The sequence below is a fragment of the Pantoea sp. JGM49 genome, assembly GCF_018257655.1.
In the GTDB taxonomy this organism is placed as follows: Bacteria; Pseudomonadota; Gammaproteobacteria; order Enterobacterales; family Enterobacteriaceae; genus Pantoea; species Pantoea communis.
This window is the reverse complement of record NZ_JAERJM010000012.1, coordinates 101,511-117,188: the sequence shown is the minus strand read 5'-3', so window position 1 is coordinate 117,188 and position 15,678 is coordinate 101,511. Positions and strand designations below refer to the sequence as shown.

Here is a 15,678-nt window from a genome sequence, read left to right as displayed (position 1 = left end):
TCGATGAAAAATGTTCTGAAATTTACCCCGATGGTAGTGGCACTGTTTCTGGCGGGTTGTGCGGTGGGGCCGGATTATCAGCGCCCCACCATGGCGATGCCGACGCATTTTAAAGAAGCCAAAGGCTGGCAGCAGGCCGCGCCGCAGGATGAGCAGAGCAAAGGCGACTGGTGGTCGGTGTATCACGATGCCACGCTGGATAGTCTGTTGCGTCAGGTGAGCATCTCCAACCAGAACGTGGCGAGCTATGCCGCGCAGTACCGTGAAGCTCAGGCGCTGACCTCGCAGTCGCGCGCGGCACTGTTCCCGTCGGTAAGCTACGACGCCAGCAGCACGCGCAGCGGTAGTCGCGTCAGCACCACCGGGCAGCGCAGCGTCAGCAACGCGCATGCCGCCGATCTCAGCGCCAGCTGGGAGCTGGATTTGTGGGGCAAACTGCGCCGTACGCTGGAAGAGAACAAAGCCAGCGCGCAGGCGAGTAAGGCCGAACTGGCGAATATCACCCTAAGTGCCCAATCGGAGCTGGCGCAGGATTACTTCCAGCTGCGCATCCTCGACGAAAAAATTGCTCTGTATCAGCGCAGTATCGATGCCTATCAGCGCTATATGACGGTGATTCAGAATAAGTACTCGGCGGGCAGCGAATCACGCGCCACGCTGGCACAGGCGCAGATGCAGCTGGAGAGCGCGCGCGCCTCAGCACAAGATTATCAGTGGCAGCGTGCGCAGTCGGAACACGCCATTGCGCTGTTGCTGGGCCGTGCACCGGCTGATTTCTCGCTGCCAGTGGCGAAGCTGGATGCCACGCTGCCAGCCATCCCTAACAGCCTGCCTTCTGCGTTGTTGCAGCGTCGTCCGGATATTGCTTATGCCGAACGTAACGTGGCAGCGGCCAATGCGGCGGTGGGCGTAGCGATTGCCGGTTACTATCCCGATCTGACGTTAAGTGCCACGGGCGGCGTGAGCTCATCGGCCATCAACAGTCTGTTCTCACTGCCAAATCGCGTCTGGTCATTAGGGCCGGAGTTAAGCGGCACGCTGCTGGACTTCGGTGCCACCTCAGCCAAAGTGGAGCAGGCCCGCGCCGCCTATGACGCCAGCGTGGCGGATTATCGCCAGTCGGTGCTGACGGCGATGGGTGAAGTAGAAGATTATCTGGTGCAGCTGAATACGCTGAAGGGTGAGATAGCTTCACAGCAGCTGGCGACCAGCGCTGCACAGGAGTCAGCACGCGTGACGCGTAATCAGTATGATGCCGGGATGATTGATTACCTTGATGTGGCGACCACAGAAAACAGCAGTCTGAGCGAGCAGCAGAGCTTACTGTCATTGCAGAGCACCCAGTGGGTGAGCAGCGTTGAGTTGATCGCTGCGCTAGGCGGTGGTTGGCAGGGATAAGTGTTATTCGTTCTGGCAGGGATGAGTTTTAGCAGCATAGATGAAGGTTGTCTGGCAGTTTAGAACAGCTGAGTTTGAGGCTGTTGATTCTGTTGTGGGCTTTTTTGGCGCGCGGATGGGCCATAGCCCCTCTGCGCCAGCACCTGCTAATCATCCCAGCCTGCGTCAGCACCTGTTTATCATCCCAGTCTACCCAGCCTTGTTTCCCCCTCAGACTGCGCATCACCAGCTACGCCAGTGCAGCCCAGTCTGCATTAGCACTGAGCAGCATTTCACAATAAACAGCACCCCAACGGCACATTTTTACAGACTACACACCACACCCACCTCAATTCCTCACCATAAATCACCGCGCCACTTGTCGAAAATCGCCAGATCCTGCAAGGTAAGCGCCATATTTTAACGCTGCTAAGGAGCTGGCATGCTATTCACTGTTCTGCGATTCCTGTTTCGCCTGTTATGGCGGGTGGAACTGCGTGGCGATCTCACCGCACTGCACAAAGAAAAAGTGCTGATCACCCCTAACCATATGTCATTCCTTGATGGCATTTTGGTGGCGCTGTTTTTGCCGATTAAACCGGTGTTCGCCGTCTACTCCTCGATCAGCGATCAATGGTTTATGCGGCTCCTGAAGCCGATTATCGACTTCGTGCCGCTCGATCCCACTAAACCGATGTCGATCAAACATCTGGTGCGCATGATCAATGAGGGGCGTCCGGTGGTGATCTTCCCGGAAGGACGTATCACCGTGACCGGATCGCTGATGAAAATCTACAGCGGGGCGGGCTTTGTCGCGGCGAAATCGGGTGCGACCGTGGTGCCCATGCGCATTGAAGGCGCGGAATATACGCCGTTTGGCAGACTGGCAGGGGTATTTAAACGTCGCCTGTTCCCACGTATTACCCTGAGCGTATTGCCTGCTACCGTCATACCGATGCCGGAAGCCAAACGCGCGCGCGATCGTCGCGTATTGGCGGGTGAGCACTTACATCATGTGATGATGGAAGCGCGTATGGCGGTGCGTCCACGAGAAACGCTCTTTGAAGCGTTCCTTAATGCACGCCAGCGTTATGGCCTGACTAAACCCTGCATCGAAGACATCAACTTCAAGCCGGACAGCTACACCGGGCTGCTGAAAAAATCGCTCGGCGTCGGTCGAATTCTTGAGCGCTACAGCCAGCAGGGGGAATACGTTGGTCTGCTGCTGCCCAATGCCACCGTCACGGCGGCGGCGATCCTCGGGGCGTCACTGCGCGGGCGTATCCCGGCGATGCTCAACTACACCGCGGGCGTCAACGGCATGCGCGCGGCGCTCACCGCTTCGCAGGTCAAAACCGTGTTCACCTCGCGCCAGTTCCTTGAGAAAGGCAACCTGGAGCACCTGCCGCAGGGCTTAACGGAAGTCCAGTGGATCTACCTCGAAGATCTGAAAGATACCGTCACACTGAAAGACAAGTTGTGGATTCTGACGCACTTACTGATGCCGCGTCGCGCACAGGTCAGGCAGCAGCCGGAAGATGCCGCGATGGTGCTGTTCACTTCGGGTTCGGAAGGCAATCCCAAAGGCGTGGTGCACTCGCACAAAAGCCTGCTGGCTAACGTTGAACAGATTCGCACCGTGGCGGATTTCACCCCGCGCGATCGCTTTATGTCGGCGCTGCCGCTGTTCCACGCTTTCGGCCTTACGGTCGGCCTGTTTACGCCGCTGCTGACCGGCGCGCAGGCGTTCCTCTATCCGAGCCCGCTGCATTACCGCATCGTGCCCGAACTGGTGTATGACCGTAACTGCACCGTGCTGTTTGGGACGTCGACTTTCCTCGGCAACTATGCGCGCTTTGCCAATCCGTATGATTTTGCACGCCTGCGCTATGTGGTAGCGGGTGCAGAGAAGTTGCAGGAAGGCACGCGCCAAATCTACGCCGAGAAGTACGGCATTCGTATTCTTGAAGGCTACGGCGTCACCGAGTGTGCACCAGTGGTGGCAATCAACGTGCCGATGGCGGCGAAAACCCATACCGTGGGCCGTATCCTGCCGGGCATGGATTCACGTTTGATCTCCGTGCCGGGTATTGAGCAGGGCGGTCGTCTGCAACTGCGTGGTCCGAACATCATGAACGGTTATCTGCGCGTCGAGAATCCTGGCGTGCTGGAGAAGCCAGTAGCCGATAACGGTGAAGGCGAGATGGAAGCCGGTTGGTACGATACCGGCGACATTGTTAGCTTCGATGAAGGTGGCTTCTGTCAGATTCAGGGCCGTGCCAAACGCTTCGCCAAAATTGCCGGTGAGATGGTGTCACTGGAAAGCGTCGAACAGATCGCTTTGAAAGCCTCGGGCGAGAAGCAGCATGCCGCGTCACTGCGCCCTGACGGTCATCGCGGTGAAGCCTTAGTGTTGTTCACTACTGACGGCGAACTGGGGCGTGAGCAACTGCTTAAAGCCGCCCGCGATATCGGTGCGCCAGAACTGGCTGTGCCGCGTGACATTCGCTTTATGAAACAGCTGCCGCTGCTGGGTAGCGGTAAACCAGACTACGTCAGCCTGAAACAGCTGGCCGAAGAGGATCAAGCATGAGTCAGGCGGTTAATCCCGATTCACCGTTACTGTCACGCAATATGATGGCGGTGATTGTGGCGCAGTTTTTCTCCGCGTTTGGCGACAATGCGCTGCTGTTTGCCACGCTGGCGGTGCTGAAAAGTCAGCTCTATCCCGACTGGAGCCAGCCGATTCTGCAGATGATGTTTGTAGCCACTTACATTCTTCTGGCACCTTTTGTCGGGCAGATGGCTGACAGCTTTGCTAAAGGCCGGGTGATGATGTTCGCCAACAGCCTCAAGCTGCTGGGTGCACTGGTTATCTGTTTTGGCTTCAATCCATTCCTTGGCTATACGCTGGTGGGTATTGGTGCGGCATCCTACTCGCCTGCTAAGTACGGCATCCTCACCGAGATCACCAGCGGTGAACGACTGGTCAAGGCCAACGGTCTGATGGAGTCCTCTACCATTGCTGCCATCCTGTTGGGTTCAGTGGCGGGCGGTATTCTGGCGGACTGGAATCTACTGGCCGCACTGATTGTGTGTGCACTCACTTACGCGTTGGCAGTGGTGGCGAATATCTTTATTCCTAAGCTGTTGGCGGCACGACCGGGTCAGAGCTGGCAGTTTGGTGCCATGTTCCGCAGTTTCAAAGATTCCGCTTTGCTGTTGTGGCGTAACGGCGAGACGCGTTTTTCCCTGCTCGGCACCAGCATGTTTTGGGGCGCGGGGGTTACGCTGCGTTTCCTGCTGGTGCTGTGGGTGCCCGTCGCGCTCGGTATTACCGACAATAAAACGCCCACCACGTTAAATGCCATGGTGGCGATCGGGATTGTGATTGGCGCTGCCGCGGCGGCGAAACTGGTGACGCTGCAAACCGTGCGCCGCTGCATGCCCGCCGGGATATTGATTGGTGTGATGGTGGTGGTGTTCTCACTGCAAACCAGTTTGCTGAATGCCTATCTGGTACTGATGGTGTTGGGTGCGCTCGGTGGCTTCTTCGTGGTGCCGCTTAATGCGCTGTTGCAGGAGCGCGGCAAAGAGTCGGTGGGCGCGGGTAATGCGATTGCCGTGCAGAACTTCGGTGAAAACATCGCGATGTTGGTGATGCTGGCGCTGTACACCATCGCTGTTAAGTTGGGTGCACCTGCAGTGGCAACCGGTATCGGGTTCGGTGGGATTTTTGCTGTGGCGATTGCGTTGCTGTGGTGGAAATCGCGCCGTTAAGGCGGTGCGTTGAAAAACCAGGTCGCCAGCAATGGCGACCATAGATCCGAAATGCGCGCATTCGGGTGTGCACAATCAAAAACTGCGTCATACGCCTGTAGGGTGTGCATCCAGGCACATCGGGCCAAAGTCTTAGCCACCAGGCCATCAATGCTGCAGGTCGTTGCGACGCAAACCGTTGCGCCGCAACGATGACATCCCGTTAGGGTGCCGGGTAAGTATACTGACGATGAATCGCTTCCAGTTCCTCTAACACATCGGCATTCAGCGTCAGGTTGAAACTCTCCACGTTAATCTTCAGCTGTTCCAGCGTCGTCGCGCCCAGCAGGGTACTGGCGACAAATGGCTGCTGACGCACGTAAGCCAGTGCCATCTGTGACGGATCCAGGTTGTGCTTCTTCGCCAAATCCACATAAGCGGCAATCGCCTGATTCGACTGCTCACCGCTGTAGCGGGTGAAGCGGCTGAACAGCGTATTACGCGCACCGGCGGGTTTCGCACCATTGAGATATTTGCCGCTCAAAGTACCAAACGCCAGGCTTGAATAGGCCAGCAGTTCAACGCCCTCGTGCTGGCTGATTTCCGCCAGGCCGACTTCAAAGCTGCGATTCAGCAGGCTGTACGGGTTCTGGATGGTCACAATACGCGGCAGCTCGTGCTTCTCAGCCAGCTGCAGATAGCGCATCACGCCCCATGCGGTTTCGTTAGACACGCCGATGTAGCGAATCTTACCCGCACGCACCTGCTCATTCAGCGCTTCCAGCGTTTCCAGCAGCGTCACGTTGGCGGTGGTTTCGCTGTACTGGTAGCCCAGTTTGCCGAAGTAGTTGGTTTGACGTTGCGGCCAGTGCAGCTGGTAGAGATCGAGATAGTCGGTGTTCAGACGCTTCAGACTGGCATCCAGCGCTTCGCGAATGTTTTTGCGATCCAGTGCCTGGTTAGGGCGAATCGACGCATCTGCGCCGCGCACCGGACCGGCAATTTTGCTGGCCAGAATGATCTTGTCACGGCTGCCGCGCTTCTTCAGCCAGCTGCCAATGTACTGTTCGGTTAATCCCTGGGTTTCCGGGCGTGGCGGCACCGGGTACATTTCAGCGGTATCAATCAGGTTGATGCCACTGCTCATCGCGTAATCGAGTTGCGCGTGGGCGTCGGCTTCGCTGTTTTGCTCACCAAACGTCATGGTTCCTAACCCCAGTTGGCTGACTTCCAGCGTACTGTGGGGGATGCGGTGATAATGCATTGCCGGCTTCCTTTTTTCATTATGAAAGGGAATGTTGTGTCCTCTGGGACTATATCCTGTGAAGCGGCGCGGAAGGAAGGGGGGAAAGTTCGGGAAATCGCCTGCACTGGGGAAAAAATCGTGCAGGCAATCGAATTTGGCACTTAACGCTCAATGATGGTGGAGACCTCGTCACCATTGATCTGCATCACATGACCTTGATCGTCAGTGTACTGCACCAAACCTGTCTCTTTATCGATGGACGGTTTGCCATCAGTTTTAATCATACGGCCATCTTTGGTCGCCATCACGTAATCACTGCTGCAACCACTCAACGTCAGCGCGACCAGCATAATACCCACGACACTCACCAACCCTTTCATTCTTATCTCCCTCAACCTACTTCAACTGCAAAAGTGTAGTAATAAATGCTTTCGCTGGCTGACGTAATCGCATCATTCCTAAAATTAAAGGGCGAGATGCGCTCGCCCTTGACATCGTTAAGCCGCGCTTTTCTTGCTGCGCATCAGGTTCAGGCACTCCACGGCCATGGAGAAGAACATGGCAAAATAAATGTAACCTTTTGGTACATGGATACCGAAACTCTCCAGAATCAGGGTAAAGCCGACCAGAATCAGGAATGCCAGCGCCAGCATTTTCACCGATGGATGACGCTCAACAAATTCACCAATGGCGCGTGCGGCAAACATCATCATCAACACGGCAATGACCACGGCAGCCATCATGATGAACAGATGATCGGACAAGCCGACAGCGGTGATCACCGAATCGAGGCTGAAAATAATGTCCAGCAACATGATCTGAACGATCGCGCCGAAGAAGGAGTGGACGTTGGTTTTGTGCTCACCTTCGGCGCCTTCGATGGTTTCATGAATCTCCATGCTGGATTTCCACAGCAGGAACACACCACCAAACAGCAGGATCAGGTCGCGCGCAGAGAAGCTGTGATCCATCAGGGTAAACAGCGGATTGGTGAGACGGACTACCCAGGCAATGGACGCCAGCAGACCCAGTCGCATCAGCATGGCACCCATTAAACCGAGGCGGCGAGCTTTGTTTTGCTGGTGTTTCGGCAACTTAGCGACAACCAGCGACAGGAAGATAATGTTGTCGATACCCAAAACCACTTCCAGAATGGTCAATGTTCCCAGTGCCAGCCAGGCATTGGGATCAGCAATCCAGTCAAACATGAATCATTCAATCCTAAACGAAAATTAAACGGCGATTATACACGTCCTGTTTCGGCTTGCAGCTGCCTTGGCTGCTCACGTTCACCCCAGTCACTTACTTATGTATGCTCCCGGGGATTCGCGTACTTGCCGCATTGCTGCACCAAAAAAAGGCCCCATCAGGGGAACCGAACCACTCGTGAAAGGAGTCGAGTCATTTACAGTAGAAAATGGCGTGCCAGCAGCGGTCCGGTGAAGCTTTTCTTGAGATAAAAACCGCGCGGTAGCGTCATTATAGGCTCTCCATGCTCACCGATGGCTTCCGTCAGCGCTTTGCTGTTGGCCGCTTTCGGGCGGATCTGCAGCCAGGCGCCGTGACGGGCGGTAATACGTTCCACTTGGCCCAGCACGATCATATCCATCAACTCTTCCCAGTCTTCACGCAACTGCTGATCTTCTTCCTCGCTCGGTTGCCATAACAGCGGCGATCCCACACGACGATCCGCGAGGGGCAAAGCACGGTCGCCCTCAATCGGGATCCATAACACCCGCGCCAGCTTGTGGCGCACATGGCTGGTCTCCCAGGTTACGCCGCTGTTGCCGGTCAGAGGCGCAACGCAGACAAAGGTGGTTTCCAACGGTTTGCCCAGCGCATCCACGGGGATGGTCTTGAGTTCGATACCGAGATGGGCGAAATCCTGCTCCGCTTTGCTGCCCGCGCTGGCACCAAGGTGCAGCTCAATCAGCATGCCAACCCAGCCTTTATCCCGCCGCAAATCGGCTGGCACCGGCAAACCCAGCTGAGCTGCCAGTGCAGCAAACGTCTGGCCTGCCAGCTGTTGTGCACGTTGCAGTAATTCCGCTTCATCTTGTGGTGGCGGCGGCAATAAAACGGGGGAATTCATGGCAAAACTCATATTGGTTAAAGGATGTACAGCGCTGACGGGTGCGAGTTTTCCACATGCGCGCAGCGTGAATAACCGTGATAATAGCATGATTAAGCGTGCTTTTTTATTTGCATTGCCGGACGGTTGTGGATGCTATGGCAAGGTTATCCCAGTTTGTTATCGACAATGAACAGGATCTCAAGACTACTTATCCACAGAATGGTGGGATAACCCCCCTCGCAGAGCACCCCTGTTTCGATTTACAGCCTTGACTTTAGCGATTTGAACGCTTTTTTTCCTTTCTTTGACCAGGTTTAGGGCATTCTCTGTGGATAAAAGCGGCGCTGGTGGATCTTTGAGCAGCGAATGGAACCTGAGGTTAATTAGAAAGTGATCCGCGTTGAAACACCACTGTCATTTTTTCCTATCACCATGATTAATGGTGTTTTTAGTGCTATTCTTAGTCTGCCTTATGAGAATTTTCCGAAGTGGTTATTCAACTCATTCCCGTGTTCTGCACAAAGCTATCCACAGAAAAGGTGAATAAGATCGCCCTGAAAACCGCTCCGCTGTTTATAACTTGGCTAAACTCTGTGAGTTATCCTGTTTTTATTCGGCTATCGCCCCGGATATCCAGTGGTTTACCGCCTGTAAGGAGTGTGAAACAATCAGGCTATTCAAATTTAGCTTTGAGGTAGTCCAGTGATCGATGATGATGGCTACCGCCCGAATGTTGGTATCGTAATCTGTAACAGGCAAGGACAAGTGTTATGGGCCAGGCGCTTTGGACAGCACTCCTGGCAATTTCCTCAGGGAGGCATCAATCCGGGTGAAACCGCTGAACAGGCGATGTATCGCGAACTGTTCGAAGAAGTGGGTTTACACCGCAAAGATGTTCGAATACTTGCTTCAACCCGTAACTGGTTACGTTACAAGTTGCCAAAACGTTTGGTGCGTTGGGACACAAAGCCGGTGTGTATCGGCCAGAAACAAAAGTGGTTTCTTCTGCAGTTGATGTGTAGTGACGCGGAGATCAATGTGCAACACAGCAGCACGCCGGAGTTTGATGGTTGGCGCTGGGTCAGCTTTTGGTATCCGGTGCGTCAGGTCGTCTCTTTTAAGCGCGATGTCTATCGCCGCGTGATGAAAGAATTCGCTGGCGTGGTGATGTCTATGCAGGAGAGTGCGGGGCAGCGTAATAACAATGCCGCTCATCGACGTAAAAGAGGATAGGCCACGCCCTTTATGCTCACTCAGTTGCGCGAAATAGTAGAGAAAGTGGCGAGTGCTCCGCGTCTGAATGAAGCACTCGACATTCTGGTAAACGAAATTTGCCTTGCGATGGAAACCGAGGTCTGCTCGGTTTATCTCGCAGATCACGATCGTCGTTGCTACTACCTGATGGCGACGCGCGGGCTGAAAAAGCCGCGCGGTCGCACTGTCACGCTGGCGTTTGATGAAGGTATCGTCGGGCTCGTCGGACGTTTAGCCGAGCCGATCAACCTTGCCGATGCGCAAAGCCATCCCAGCTTCAAATACATTCCTTCTGTTAAAGAAGAGCGTTATCGCTCTTTCCTTGGCGTGCCGATCATCAGCCGTCGCCAACTGCTTGGCGTGCTGGTGGTTCAGCAGCGCGAACATCGTCAGTTCGACGAAAGCGAAGAATCTTTCCTGGTGACGCTGGCCACGCAGATGGCGGGCTTGTTATCGCAATCGCAGCTCGGCCAACTGTTTGGTCAGTTCCGTCAGACGCGGGTGAAAGCCATCGCGGCGGCGCCTGGCGTGGCGGTCGCGCCCGGTTGGGTTGATGAAACTCAGCCCTTGCTGGATCAAGTCTCTGCGGCCTCCACGCTGGATGTGCAGCGTGAACGCGAGCGTCTGGTGCTGGCAATGGGCGAGGCGGGCAATGAATTTCGCCGCTTCAGCAAACGCTTTACCGCCAGCGTGCAAAAAGAGAGTGCGGCGATCTTTGATCTCTACTCGCACCTGTTAACCGATGCCCGTTTGAAAAAAGATCTGTTTGCCGAGATTGATCGCGGATCGGTTGCCGAGTGGGCGGTGAAAACGGTGATCGAGAAGTTCGCCGAACAGTTTGCCAGCCTGCAGGATCAATATTTACGCGAGCGTGCGGGCGATTTGCGCGTGCTCGGACAACGTCTGCTATTCCATCTCGACGATACGCTGGTCGGCACCAATGCCTGGCCTGAACGCTTCGTGCTGGTGGCGGATGAACTCACCGCGACCACGCTGGCAGAGCTGCCACCGGAGCGTTTAGCCGGTGTGGTGGTACGCGACGGTGCGGCCAATTCCCACGCGGCTATTCTGACGCGCGCGATGGGCATTCCCACCGTCATGGGTGCGGATATCATCCCTGCGCAGCTCAACAAACGCCTGCTGATTGTCGATGGCTATCGCGGCGAGTTGTTAATCGATCCTGAACCCGTGCTGGTGCAGGAGTATCAGCGTTTGATCAGCGAAGAAAATGCGCTGAGCAAAATGGCTGAAGGTGTGGTGGAGCAGCCCGGCGAGCTGAAAAGCGGCGAACGGGTGCAGGTGATGCTGAATGCGGGCCTGAGCCCTGAGCATGAGCAGAAGCTGGATAACTGGGTGGATGGCATCGGCCTGTACCGCACAGAAATTCCATTTATGCTGCACAACGGATTCCCGTCGGAAGAGGAGCAGGTCGCGCAATATCAAGGCATGCTGCAACTGTTCTACGATAAGCCGGTGACGTTGCGTACGCTGGATGTCGGCGCCGATAAACAGCTGCCTTACATGCCGATCAGTGAAGAAAATCCTTGCCTCGGCTGGCGCGGCATTCGTCTGACGCTCGATCAGCCAGAAATTTTCCTGGTGCAGGTACGTGCCATGCTGCGTGCCAACGTGGCCTCCGGCAATCTCAGCATTCTGCTGCCGATGATCAGCCATATCGATGAGATCGACGATGCGCGTCGTCTGATCGATCGCGCCGGTCGTGAAGTGGAAGAGATGCTGGGCTATGTGATCCCGAAACCGCGTATTGGCGTGATGATCGAAGTGCCGTCCATGCTGTTTATGATCCCGCATCTGGCGGATCGCGTGGACTTTATTTCGGTGGGCACCAACGACCTGACGCAGTATCTGCTGGCGGTGGATCGCAACAATACCCGTGTGGCGAATCTCTACGATCCGCTGCATCCGGCGATGCTGCGCGCGCTGCAGAGCATTGCCCACGAAGCCCGTCAGGCCAAACTGGAACTCTGCCTGTGTGGTGAAATGGCCGGCGATCCGATGTGCGTGGCACTGCTAGTGGGCATGGGTTATCACCACCTCAGCATGAACGGTAAAAACATTCCGCGCGTGAAGTATCTGTTGCGTCACCTCGATCACGAGGAAACGCAGAAGCTCAGTGAAAATGGTGTGGCGGCCCATACCGCTTCAGAAGTGCGCCATCTGGTGTCCGCGTTTATGGAACGACGTGGCCTGGGCGGTTTGATTCGCGGCGGCCGTTAACGGCGTTTACATTTCCACGGCAATTGTGAAAAGCGGCTGTGCTATCATGCGCAGCCTTTTATGGTATGACCCCTTAGCCAGACCCGTTTCAGGGCAGAAAAAACGATGGTGAAAGATGACTAACGGCTACATTTCGTTTCCCCAATTCGATCCGGTAATTTTCTCCATCGGACCGATTTCGCTTCACTGGTACGGTTTGATGTATCTGGTGGGCTTTGTATTTGCTATGTGGCTGGCGGTGCGCCGAGCCAACAAACCCGGCAGCGGCTGGAAAAAAGAAGAAGTGGAAAACCTGCTGTATGCGGGCTTCCTCGGCGTGTTCCTCGGTGGCCGTATCGGCTATGTGCTGTTCTATAACCTGCCGCTGTTCCTCGATAATCCACTCTATCTGTTCAAAGTCTGGGATGGCGGTATGTCGTTCCACGGTGGCTTGATTGGGGTGATTGTGGTGATGCTGGTGTTTGCGCGTCGTACTAAACGCACTTTCTTCCAGGTATCTGATTTCATTGCGCCGCTGATTCCGTTTGGTTTGGGCGCCGGTCGTCTCGGTAACTTCATCAACGGCGAGCTGTGGGGGCGTGTCGATCCCAACTTCAAATTCGCCATGCTGTTCCCGGGGTCGCGCAGTGAAGATATCGCGCTGGCGGCCAACAATCCGCAGTATCAGCAGTTGCTGAGCACTTACGGTGTGTTGCCGCGTCATCCTTCGCAGCTGTATGAGCTGTTCCTCGAAGGTATCGTGCTGTTCATCATCCTCAACCTGTTTATTCGCAAGCCGCGCCCGATGGGCAGCGTCTCTGGCCTGTTCCTGATTGGCTATGGCGCTTTCCGCATCATCGTCGAATTCTTCCGCCAGCCGGATGCCCAACTGGGCCTGTTTGAAGGCGGCATCAGCATGGGGCAGATTCTCTCGATCCCAATGATTCTGGCCGGTGTGATTATGATGATCTGGGCGTTTCGTCGTCGTCCGCAGCAACAAACTCGTGAGGTAAAATGAAACAGTATCTGGATTTAATGCAACATGTGCTGAATGAAGGCGCAGAGAAAGCCGACCGTACCGGTACAGGCACCCTGTCGATTTTCGGCCACCAGATGCGTTTCAATTTGCAGGATGGTTTTCCACTGGTCACCACCAAGAAGGTGCACCTGCGTTCGATCATTCATGAACTGCTGTGGTTCCTGAAAGGCGAAACCAATATCAGCTACCTGAAAGATAACAAGGTGACGATTTGGGACGAGTGGGCGGATGAGAATGGCGATTTAGGACCGGTCTACGGTAAGCAGTGGCGCAGCTGGGGCAGTGCGTCAGGCGAAGAGATCGACCAGATTAGCAAAGTGATTGAGCAGTTGAAGCGCGATCCCGATTCACGCCGCATCATCGTATCGGCATGGAACGTGGGCGAGCTGGATCAGATGGCGCTGGCACCTTGTCATGCCTTCTTCCAGTTCTACGTGGCAAACGGCAAGCTCTCTTGCCAGCTTTATCAGCGCTCGTGCGATATCTTCCTTGGTCTGCCGTTCAATATCGCCAGCTATGCGCTGCTGGTGCATATGGTGGCGCAGCAGTGCGATCTGGAAGTGGGTGATTTTGTCTGGACCGGTGGCGACACGCATCTGTACAGCAATCATCTGGAGCAGGCACAGCTGCAGCTGACGCGCGAGCCACGCCCGCTGCCGAAACTGGTGATCAAACGTAAACCTGCTTCTATCTTCGATTACAACTTTGAAGATTTTGAGATTGAGGGTTACGACCCGCATCCGGCCATTAAAGCGCCGGTTGCGGTGTAAACGCACGCGTCATCACGCTGAAGCCCTGCCACTGTGCGGGGCTTTTTTATCTCTGTTATCTGTATCCGCCTCGCAAAAATTTGTCTCAGCCTGTACCGCGCGAAAACAGCCTGCGCGACGCTTTCCATCCTGCCGCTTGATGCCTTGTTGCCTGTTCGATTGAAGCGCACATTGGCTGCCATGAACAAACACGCAAACCTCGGTTTCACCCTGCTGGAGCTGCTACTGGTGATGGTGATCGCCGGCATACTCAGCCTCGGCGCCCTGCACAGTTGGCAGCGCTGGCAGCAGCATCAACAACTGCGCGATAGCGTGCTGCAGCTGCAGGGGTTTCTGTTACGGCTGCGCGCCCATGCGAACGGGCATAACAGCGATCTCAATTTGTGGCTGATTCCCGGCGAACGCGGCTGTTTGGGCGTAGGTGTAAAACCGGCGGAGGGCTGTGAACTGCCTTCACGCTGGTGGCTAGCACCGCCGCATGCCGGGGTACGCTTCAGTACCATCATCGGCGAGCCGGGTTTCTTTGGACGGCGTGACGTGGCGCGCCCTGGCAGCATTGAGATTGAAAATGCTGCCGGTCGCTGGCGGGTGATTATCTCTGCGCGAGCACGTATTCGCGCCTGCCAGACCGGAGAAAAAGGGTGCGAGTAGCGGAGGCCGGTTTCAGCCTGCTGGAAATGCTGATTGCTCTGGCAGTAGGCGCGATATTGATGGTGAGTGTGGGCCGATTTTTGCCGCTACTGCTGGAGCAAAATCTGCGCCTGCAGCAGCGCGTGCAATTGCAACAGGAGCTACAGCAGCTTTCTCATACGCTGCAAAAAGCGTTACAGCGCGCGGGATACTGTCGTGGGCAATGTACTGGCCCCGCACTGACTCTGGCTGCGAGTGGCAGCTGTGTGCTGCTGCGCTGGGATGAAAACAGCAATGGGCGCTGGGAAGATGTGGGCAGCAGTGACAGCGACTTTTACGGCTATCGGTTGCGCAGCGGGCAGCTGGAAATGCAGCGCGCGGTTGATAACTGCAACGGCAACGGTTGGGAACGCCTAACCGATCCCGCTTTCCTCACCATCGAACATTTTAGCGTGGTGCGGCAAGGCACCCGATTAATGCTCCATCTGACGGGGCGATCGGGTAGACAAAGCCTGCAGGTGGAGCACTGGATTGAAGGACGAAACTTATGAACCAGCACGGCAACAGCACGCTGGGCATGGTGCTGATGCTGTTACTGCTCGGCAGCCTGACGCTGCATGCCACACGCACGCAGTTGTCACAGGGTATGGTGCTGGTGGCCGATACGCAGCAGCACCATAAAGATTTTGCGCAGGCACAGACTGCGCTGCAATGGGGGCTGATGCAGAGTTGGCCAGCGGCGTCCGGCTGGCAATGTCAGCAACAGTCCGCGCACCAGTGGTTAAGCTGCTTATTGCAGATGGAGGAGGGCAATGCGCTGTTATCGGGTCAGGATGAAAAGAGTGATCTCCGCCTCTGGCAATGGGTCTCGCCACGCAACCAACGGTTGCATCCCCAGGCGCACGGCTGGATTGACTACTGTCCATTGTCTAAACCGGAGCACTGCCAGCCGCAGGAAGGATCAACAGGGCTTTAGCCTGGCAGAAACGCTGGTGGCGATGCTGCTGCTGGCGATGACCATCAGCATGCTGTTGCAATACCATCGCGCGCTGGCCTTAGGGTTTAGTCAACAGTGGCAGCAGCGCCAGGCGTGGCAGGTTGCCGGACAAGCCTTGCTGGGGCGTGAGGTGGCGGGCTGGCAGATCGATCGTCAGCAGCAGAGTGTGGGCATAGGATGCGTGCTGGAGCGTATCACGGTGACGGGCTCGCAACAGCGCAGTGCCAGTCTGGCCCAGCTCAATTGTCACTAAGGTGACCTCGGCGATAGGCATCGTTAGCGATACAGGGTAGAGTGACCAGGCTGCGCTGTTTT

At 55.7% G+C, this 15,678-nt stretch carries 15 protein-coding genes; 11 read left to right on the top strand and 4 right to left on the bottom strand.

The annotated features are described in order from the left end of the window. Positions 1-3: 3 nt before the first annotated feature. The 3 genes from JK231_RS19545 to lplT all read left to right on the top strand — a co-directional run bounded on the left by JK231_RS19545 (position 4) and on the right by lplT (position 5,157). Positions 4-1,398, top strand: a complete 1,395-nt coding sequence (locus JK231_RS19545; RefSeq protein WP_211729279.1) for an efflux transporter outer membrane subunit — start codon at positions 4-6, stop codon at positions 1,396-1,398. Positions 1,399-1,819: 421 nt separating this feature from the next. Continuing rightward, complete coding sequence (aas, locus tag JK231_RS19540) at positions 1,820-3,970, top strand: bifunctional acyl-ACP--phospholipid O-acyltransferase/long-chain-fatty-acid--ACP ligase (protein ID WP_211729278.1); 2,151 nt, start codon at positions 1,820-1,822, stop codon at positions 3,968-3,970. Next, positions 3,967-5,157, top strand: a complete 1,191-nt coding sequence (lplT, locus tag JK231_RS19535; protein ID WP_097117996.1) for a lysophospholipid transporter LplT — start codon at positions 3,967-3,969, stop codon at positions 5,155-5,157. The genes aas and lplT overlap by 4 nt, the downstream gene beginning before the upstream one ends. A 202-nt stretch (positions 5,158-5,359) precedes the next feature. On the opposite strand, the gene JK231_RS19530 is transcribed toward lplT, so the two are convergent. The 4 genes from JK231_RS19530 to mutH all read right to left on the bottom strand — a co-directional run bounded on the left by JK231_RS19530 (position 5,360) and on the right by mutH (position 8,474). After that, positions 5,360-6,400 (bottom strand): NADP(H)-dependent aldo-keto reductase, encoded by a 1,041-nt coding sequence (locus JK231_RS19530; protein ID WP_097117995.1) that lies wholly within the window; start codon positions 6,398-6,400, stop codon positions 5,360-5,362. A gap of 143 nt (positions 6,401-6,543) precedes the next feature. Beyond that, entirely contained in the window at positions 6,544-6,762 is a 219-nt protein-coding gene (locus tag JK231_RS19525) for a YgdI/YgdR family lipoprotein (RefSeq protein ID WP_034823127.1), read from the bottom strand. A 117-nt stretch (positions 6,763-6,879) separates the two neighbouring features. After that, on the bottom strand, positions 6,880-7,590 hold the full coding sequence (locus JK231_RS19520; protein WP_211729277.1) for a TerC family protein: 711 nt from the start codon (positions 7,588-7,590) through the stop codon (positions 6,880-6,882). A gap of 197 nt (positions 7,591-7,787) precedes the next feature. Then, positions 7,788-8,474 (bottom strand): DNA mismatch repair endonuclease MutH, encoded by a 687-nt coding sequence (gene mutH, locus JK231_RS19515; protein ID WP_034823117.1) that lies wholly within the window; start codon positions 8,472-8,474, stop codon positions 7,788-7,790. A gap of 684 nt (positions 8,475-9,158) precedes the next feature. On the opposite strand from mutH, the gene rppH reads away from it, so the two are divergent. The 8 genes from rppH to JK231_RS19475 all read left to right on the top strand — a co-directional run bounded on the left by rppH (position 9,159) and on the right by JK231_RS19475 (position 15,616). Continuing rightward, the gene (rppH, locus tag JK231_RS19510; protein ID WP_034823115.1) at positions 9,159-9,689 is read left to right on the top strand and encodes an RNA pyrophosphohydrolase; all 531 of its coding nucleotides are present in this window, start codon (positions 9,159-9,161) and stop codon (positions 9,687-9,689) included. A 12-nt stretch (positions 9,690-9,701) separates the two neighbouring features. Continuing rightward, complete coding sequence (gene ptsP, locus JK231_RS19505) at positions 9,702-11,948, top strand: phosphoenolpyruvate--protein phosphotransferase (protein WP_038645088.1); 2,247 nt, start codon at positions 9,702-9,704, stop codon at positions 11,946-11,948. A gap of 115 nt (positions 11,949-12,063) precedes the next feature. Next, positions 12,064-12,945: a prolipoprotein diacylglyceryl transferase gene (lgt, locus tag JK231_RS19500; RefSeq protein ID WP_034823111.1), complete on the top strand. Its 882-nt coding sequence runs from the start codon at positions 12,064-12,066 to the stop codon at positions 12,943-12,945. Further along, positions 12,942-13,736, top strand: a complete 795-nt coding sequence (thyA, locus tag JK231_RS19495; protein WP_045816400.1) for a thymidylate synthase — start codon at positions 12,942-12,944, stop codon at positions 13,734-13,736. The genes lgt and thyA overlap by 4 nt, the downstream gene beginning before the upstream one ends. Before the next feature lie 180 nt (positions 13,737-13,916). Further along, the gene (locus JK231_RS19490) at positions 13,917-14,387 is read left to right on the top strand and encodes a prepilin-type N-terminal cleavage/methylation domain-containing protein (protein ID WP_211729276.1); all 471 of its coding nucleotides are present in this window, start codon (positions 13,917-13,919) and stop codon (positions 14,385-14,387) included. After that, the gene (locus tag JK231_RS19485) at positions 14,378-14,917 is read left to right on the top strand and encodes a prepilin peptidase-dependent protein (protein ID WP_211729275.1); all 540 of its coding nucleotides are present in this window, start codon (positions 14,378-14,380) and stop codon (positions 14,915-14,917) included. Before JK231_RS19490 ends, JK231_RS19485 begins: the two co-directional genes overlap by 10 nt. Beyond that, on the top strand, positions 14,914-15,342 hold the full coding sequence (locus JK231_RS19480) for a DUF2509 family protein (protein WP_249221763.1): 429 nt from the start codon (positions 14,914-14,916) through the stop codon (positions 15,340-15,342). The genes JK231_RS19485 and JK231_RS19480 overlap by 4 nt, the downstream gene beginning before the upstream one ends. Beyond that, positions 15,278-15,616 (top strand): prepilin-type N-terminal cleavage/methylation domain-containing protein, encoded by a 339-nt coding sequence (locus tag JK231_RS19475; RefSeq protein WP_249221762.1) that lies wholly within the window; start codon positions 15,278-15,280, stop codon positions 15,614-15,616. Before JK231_RS19480 ends, JK231_RS19475 begins: the two co-directional genes overlap by 65 nt. Positions 15,617-15,678: the final 62 nt, after the last annotated feature.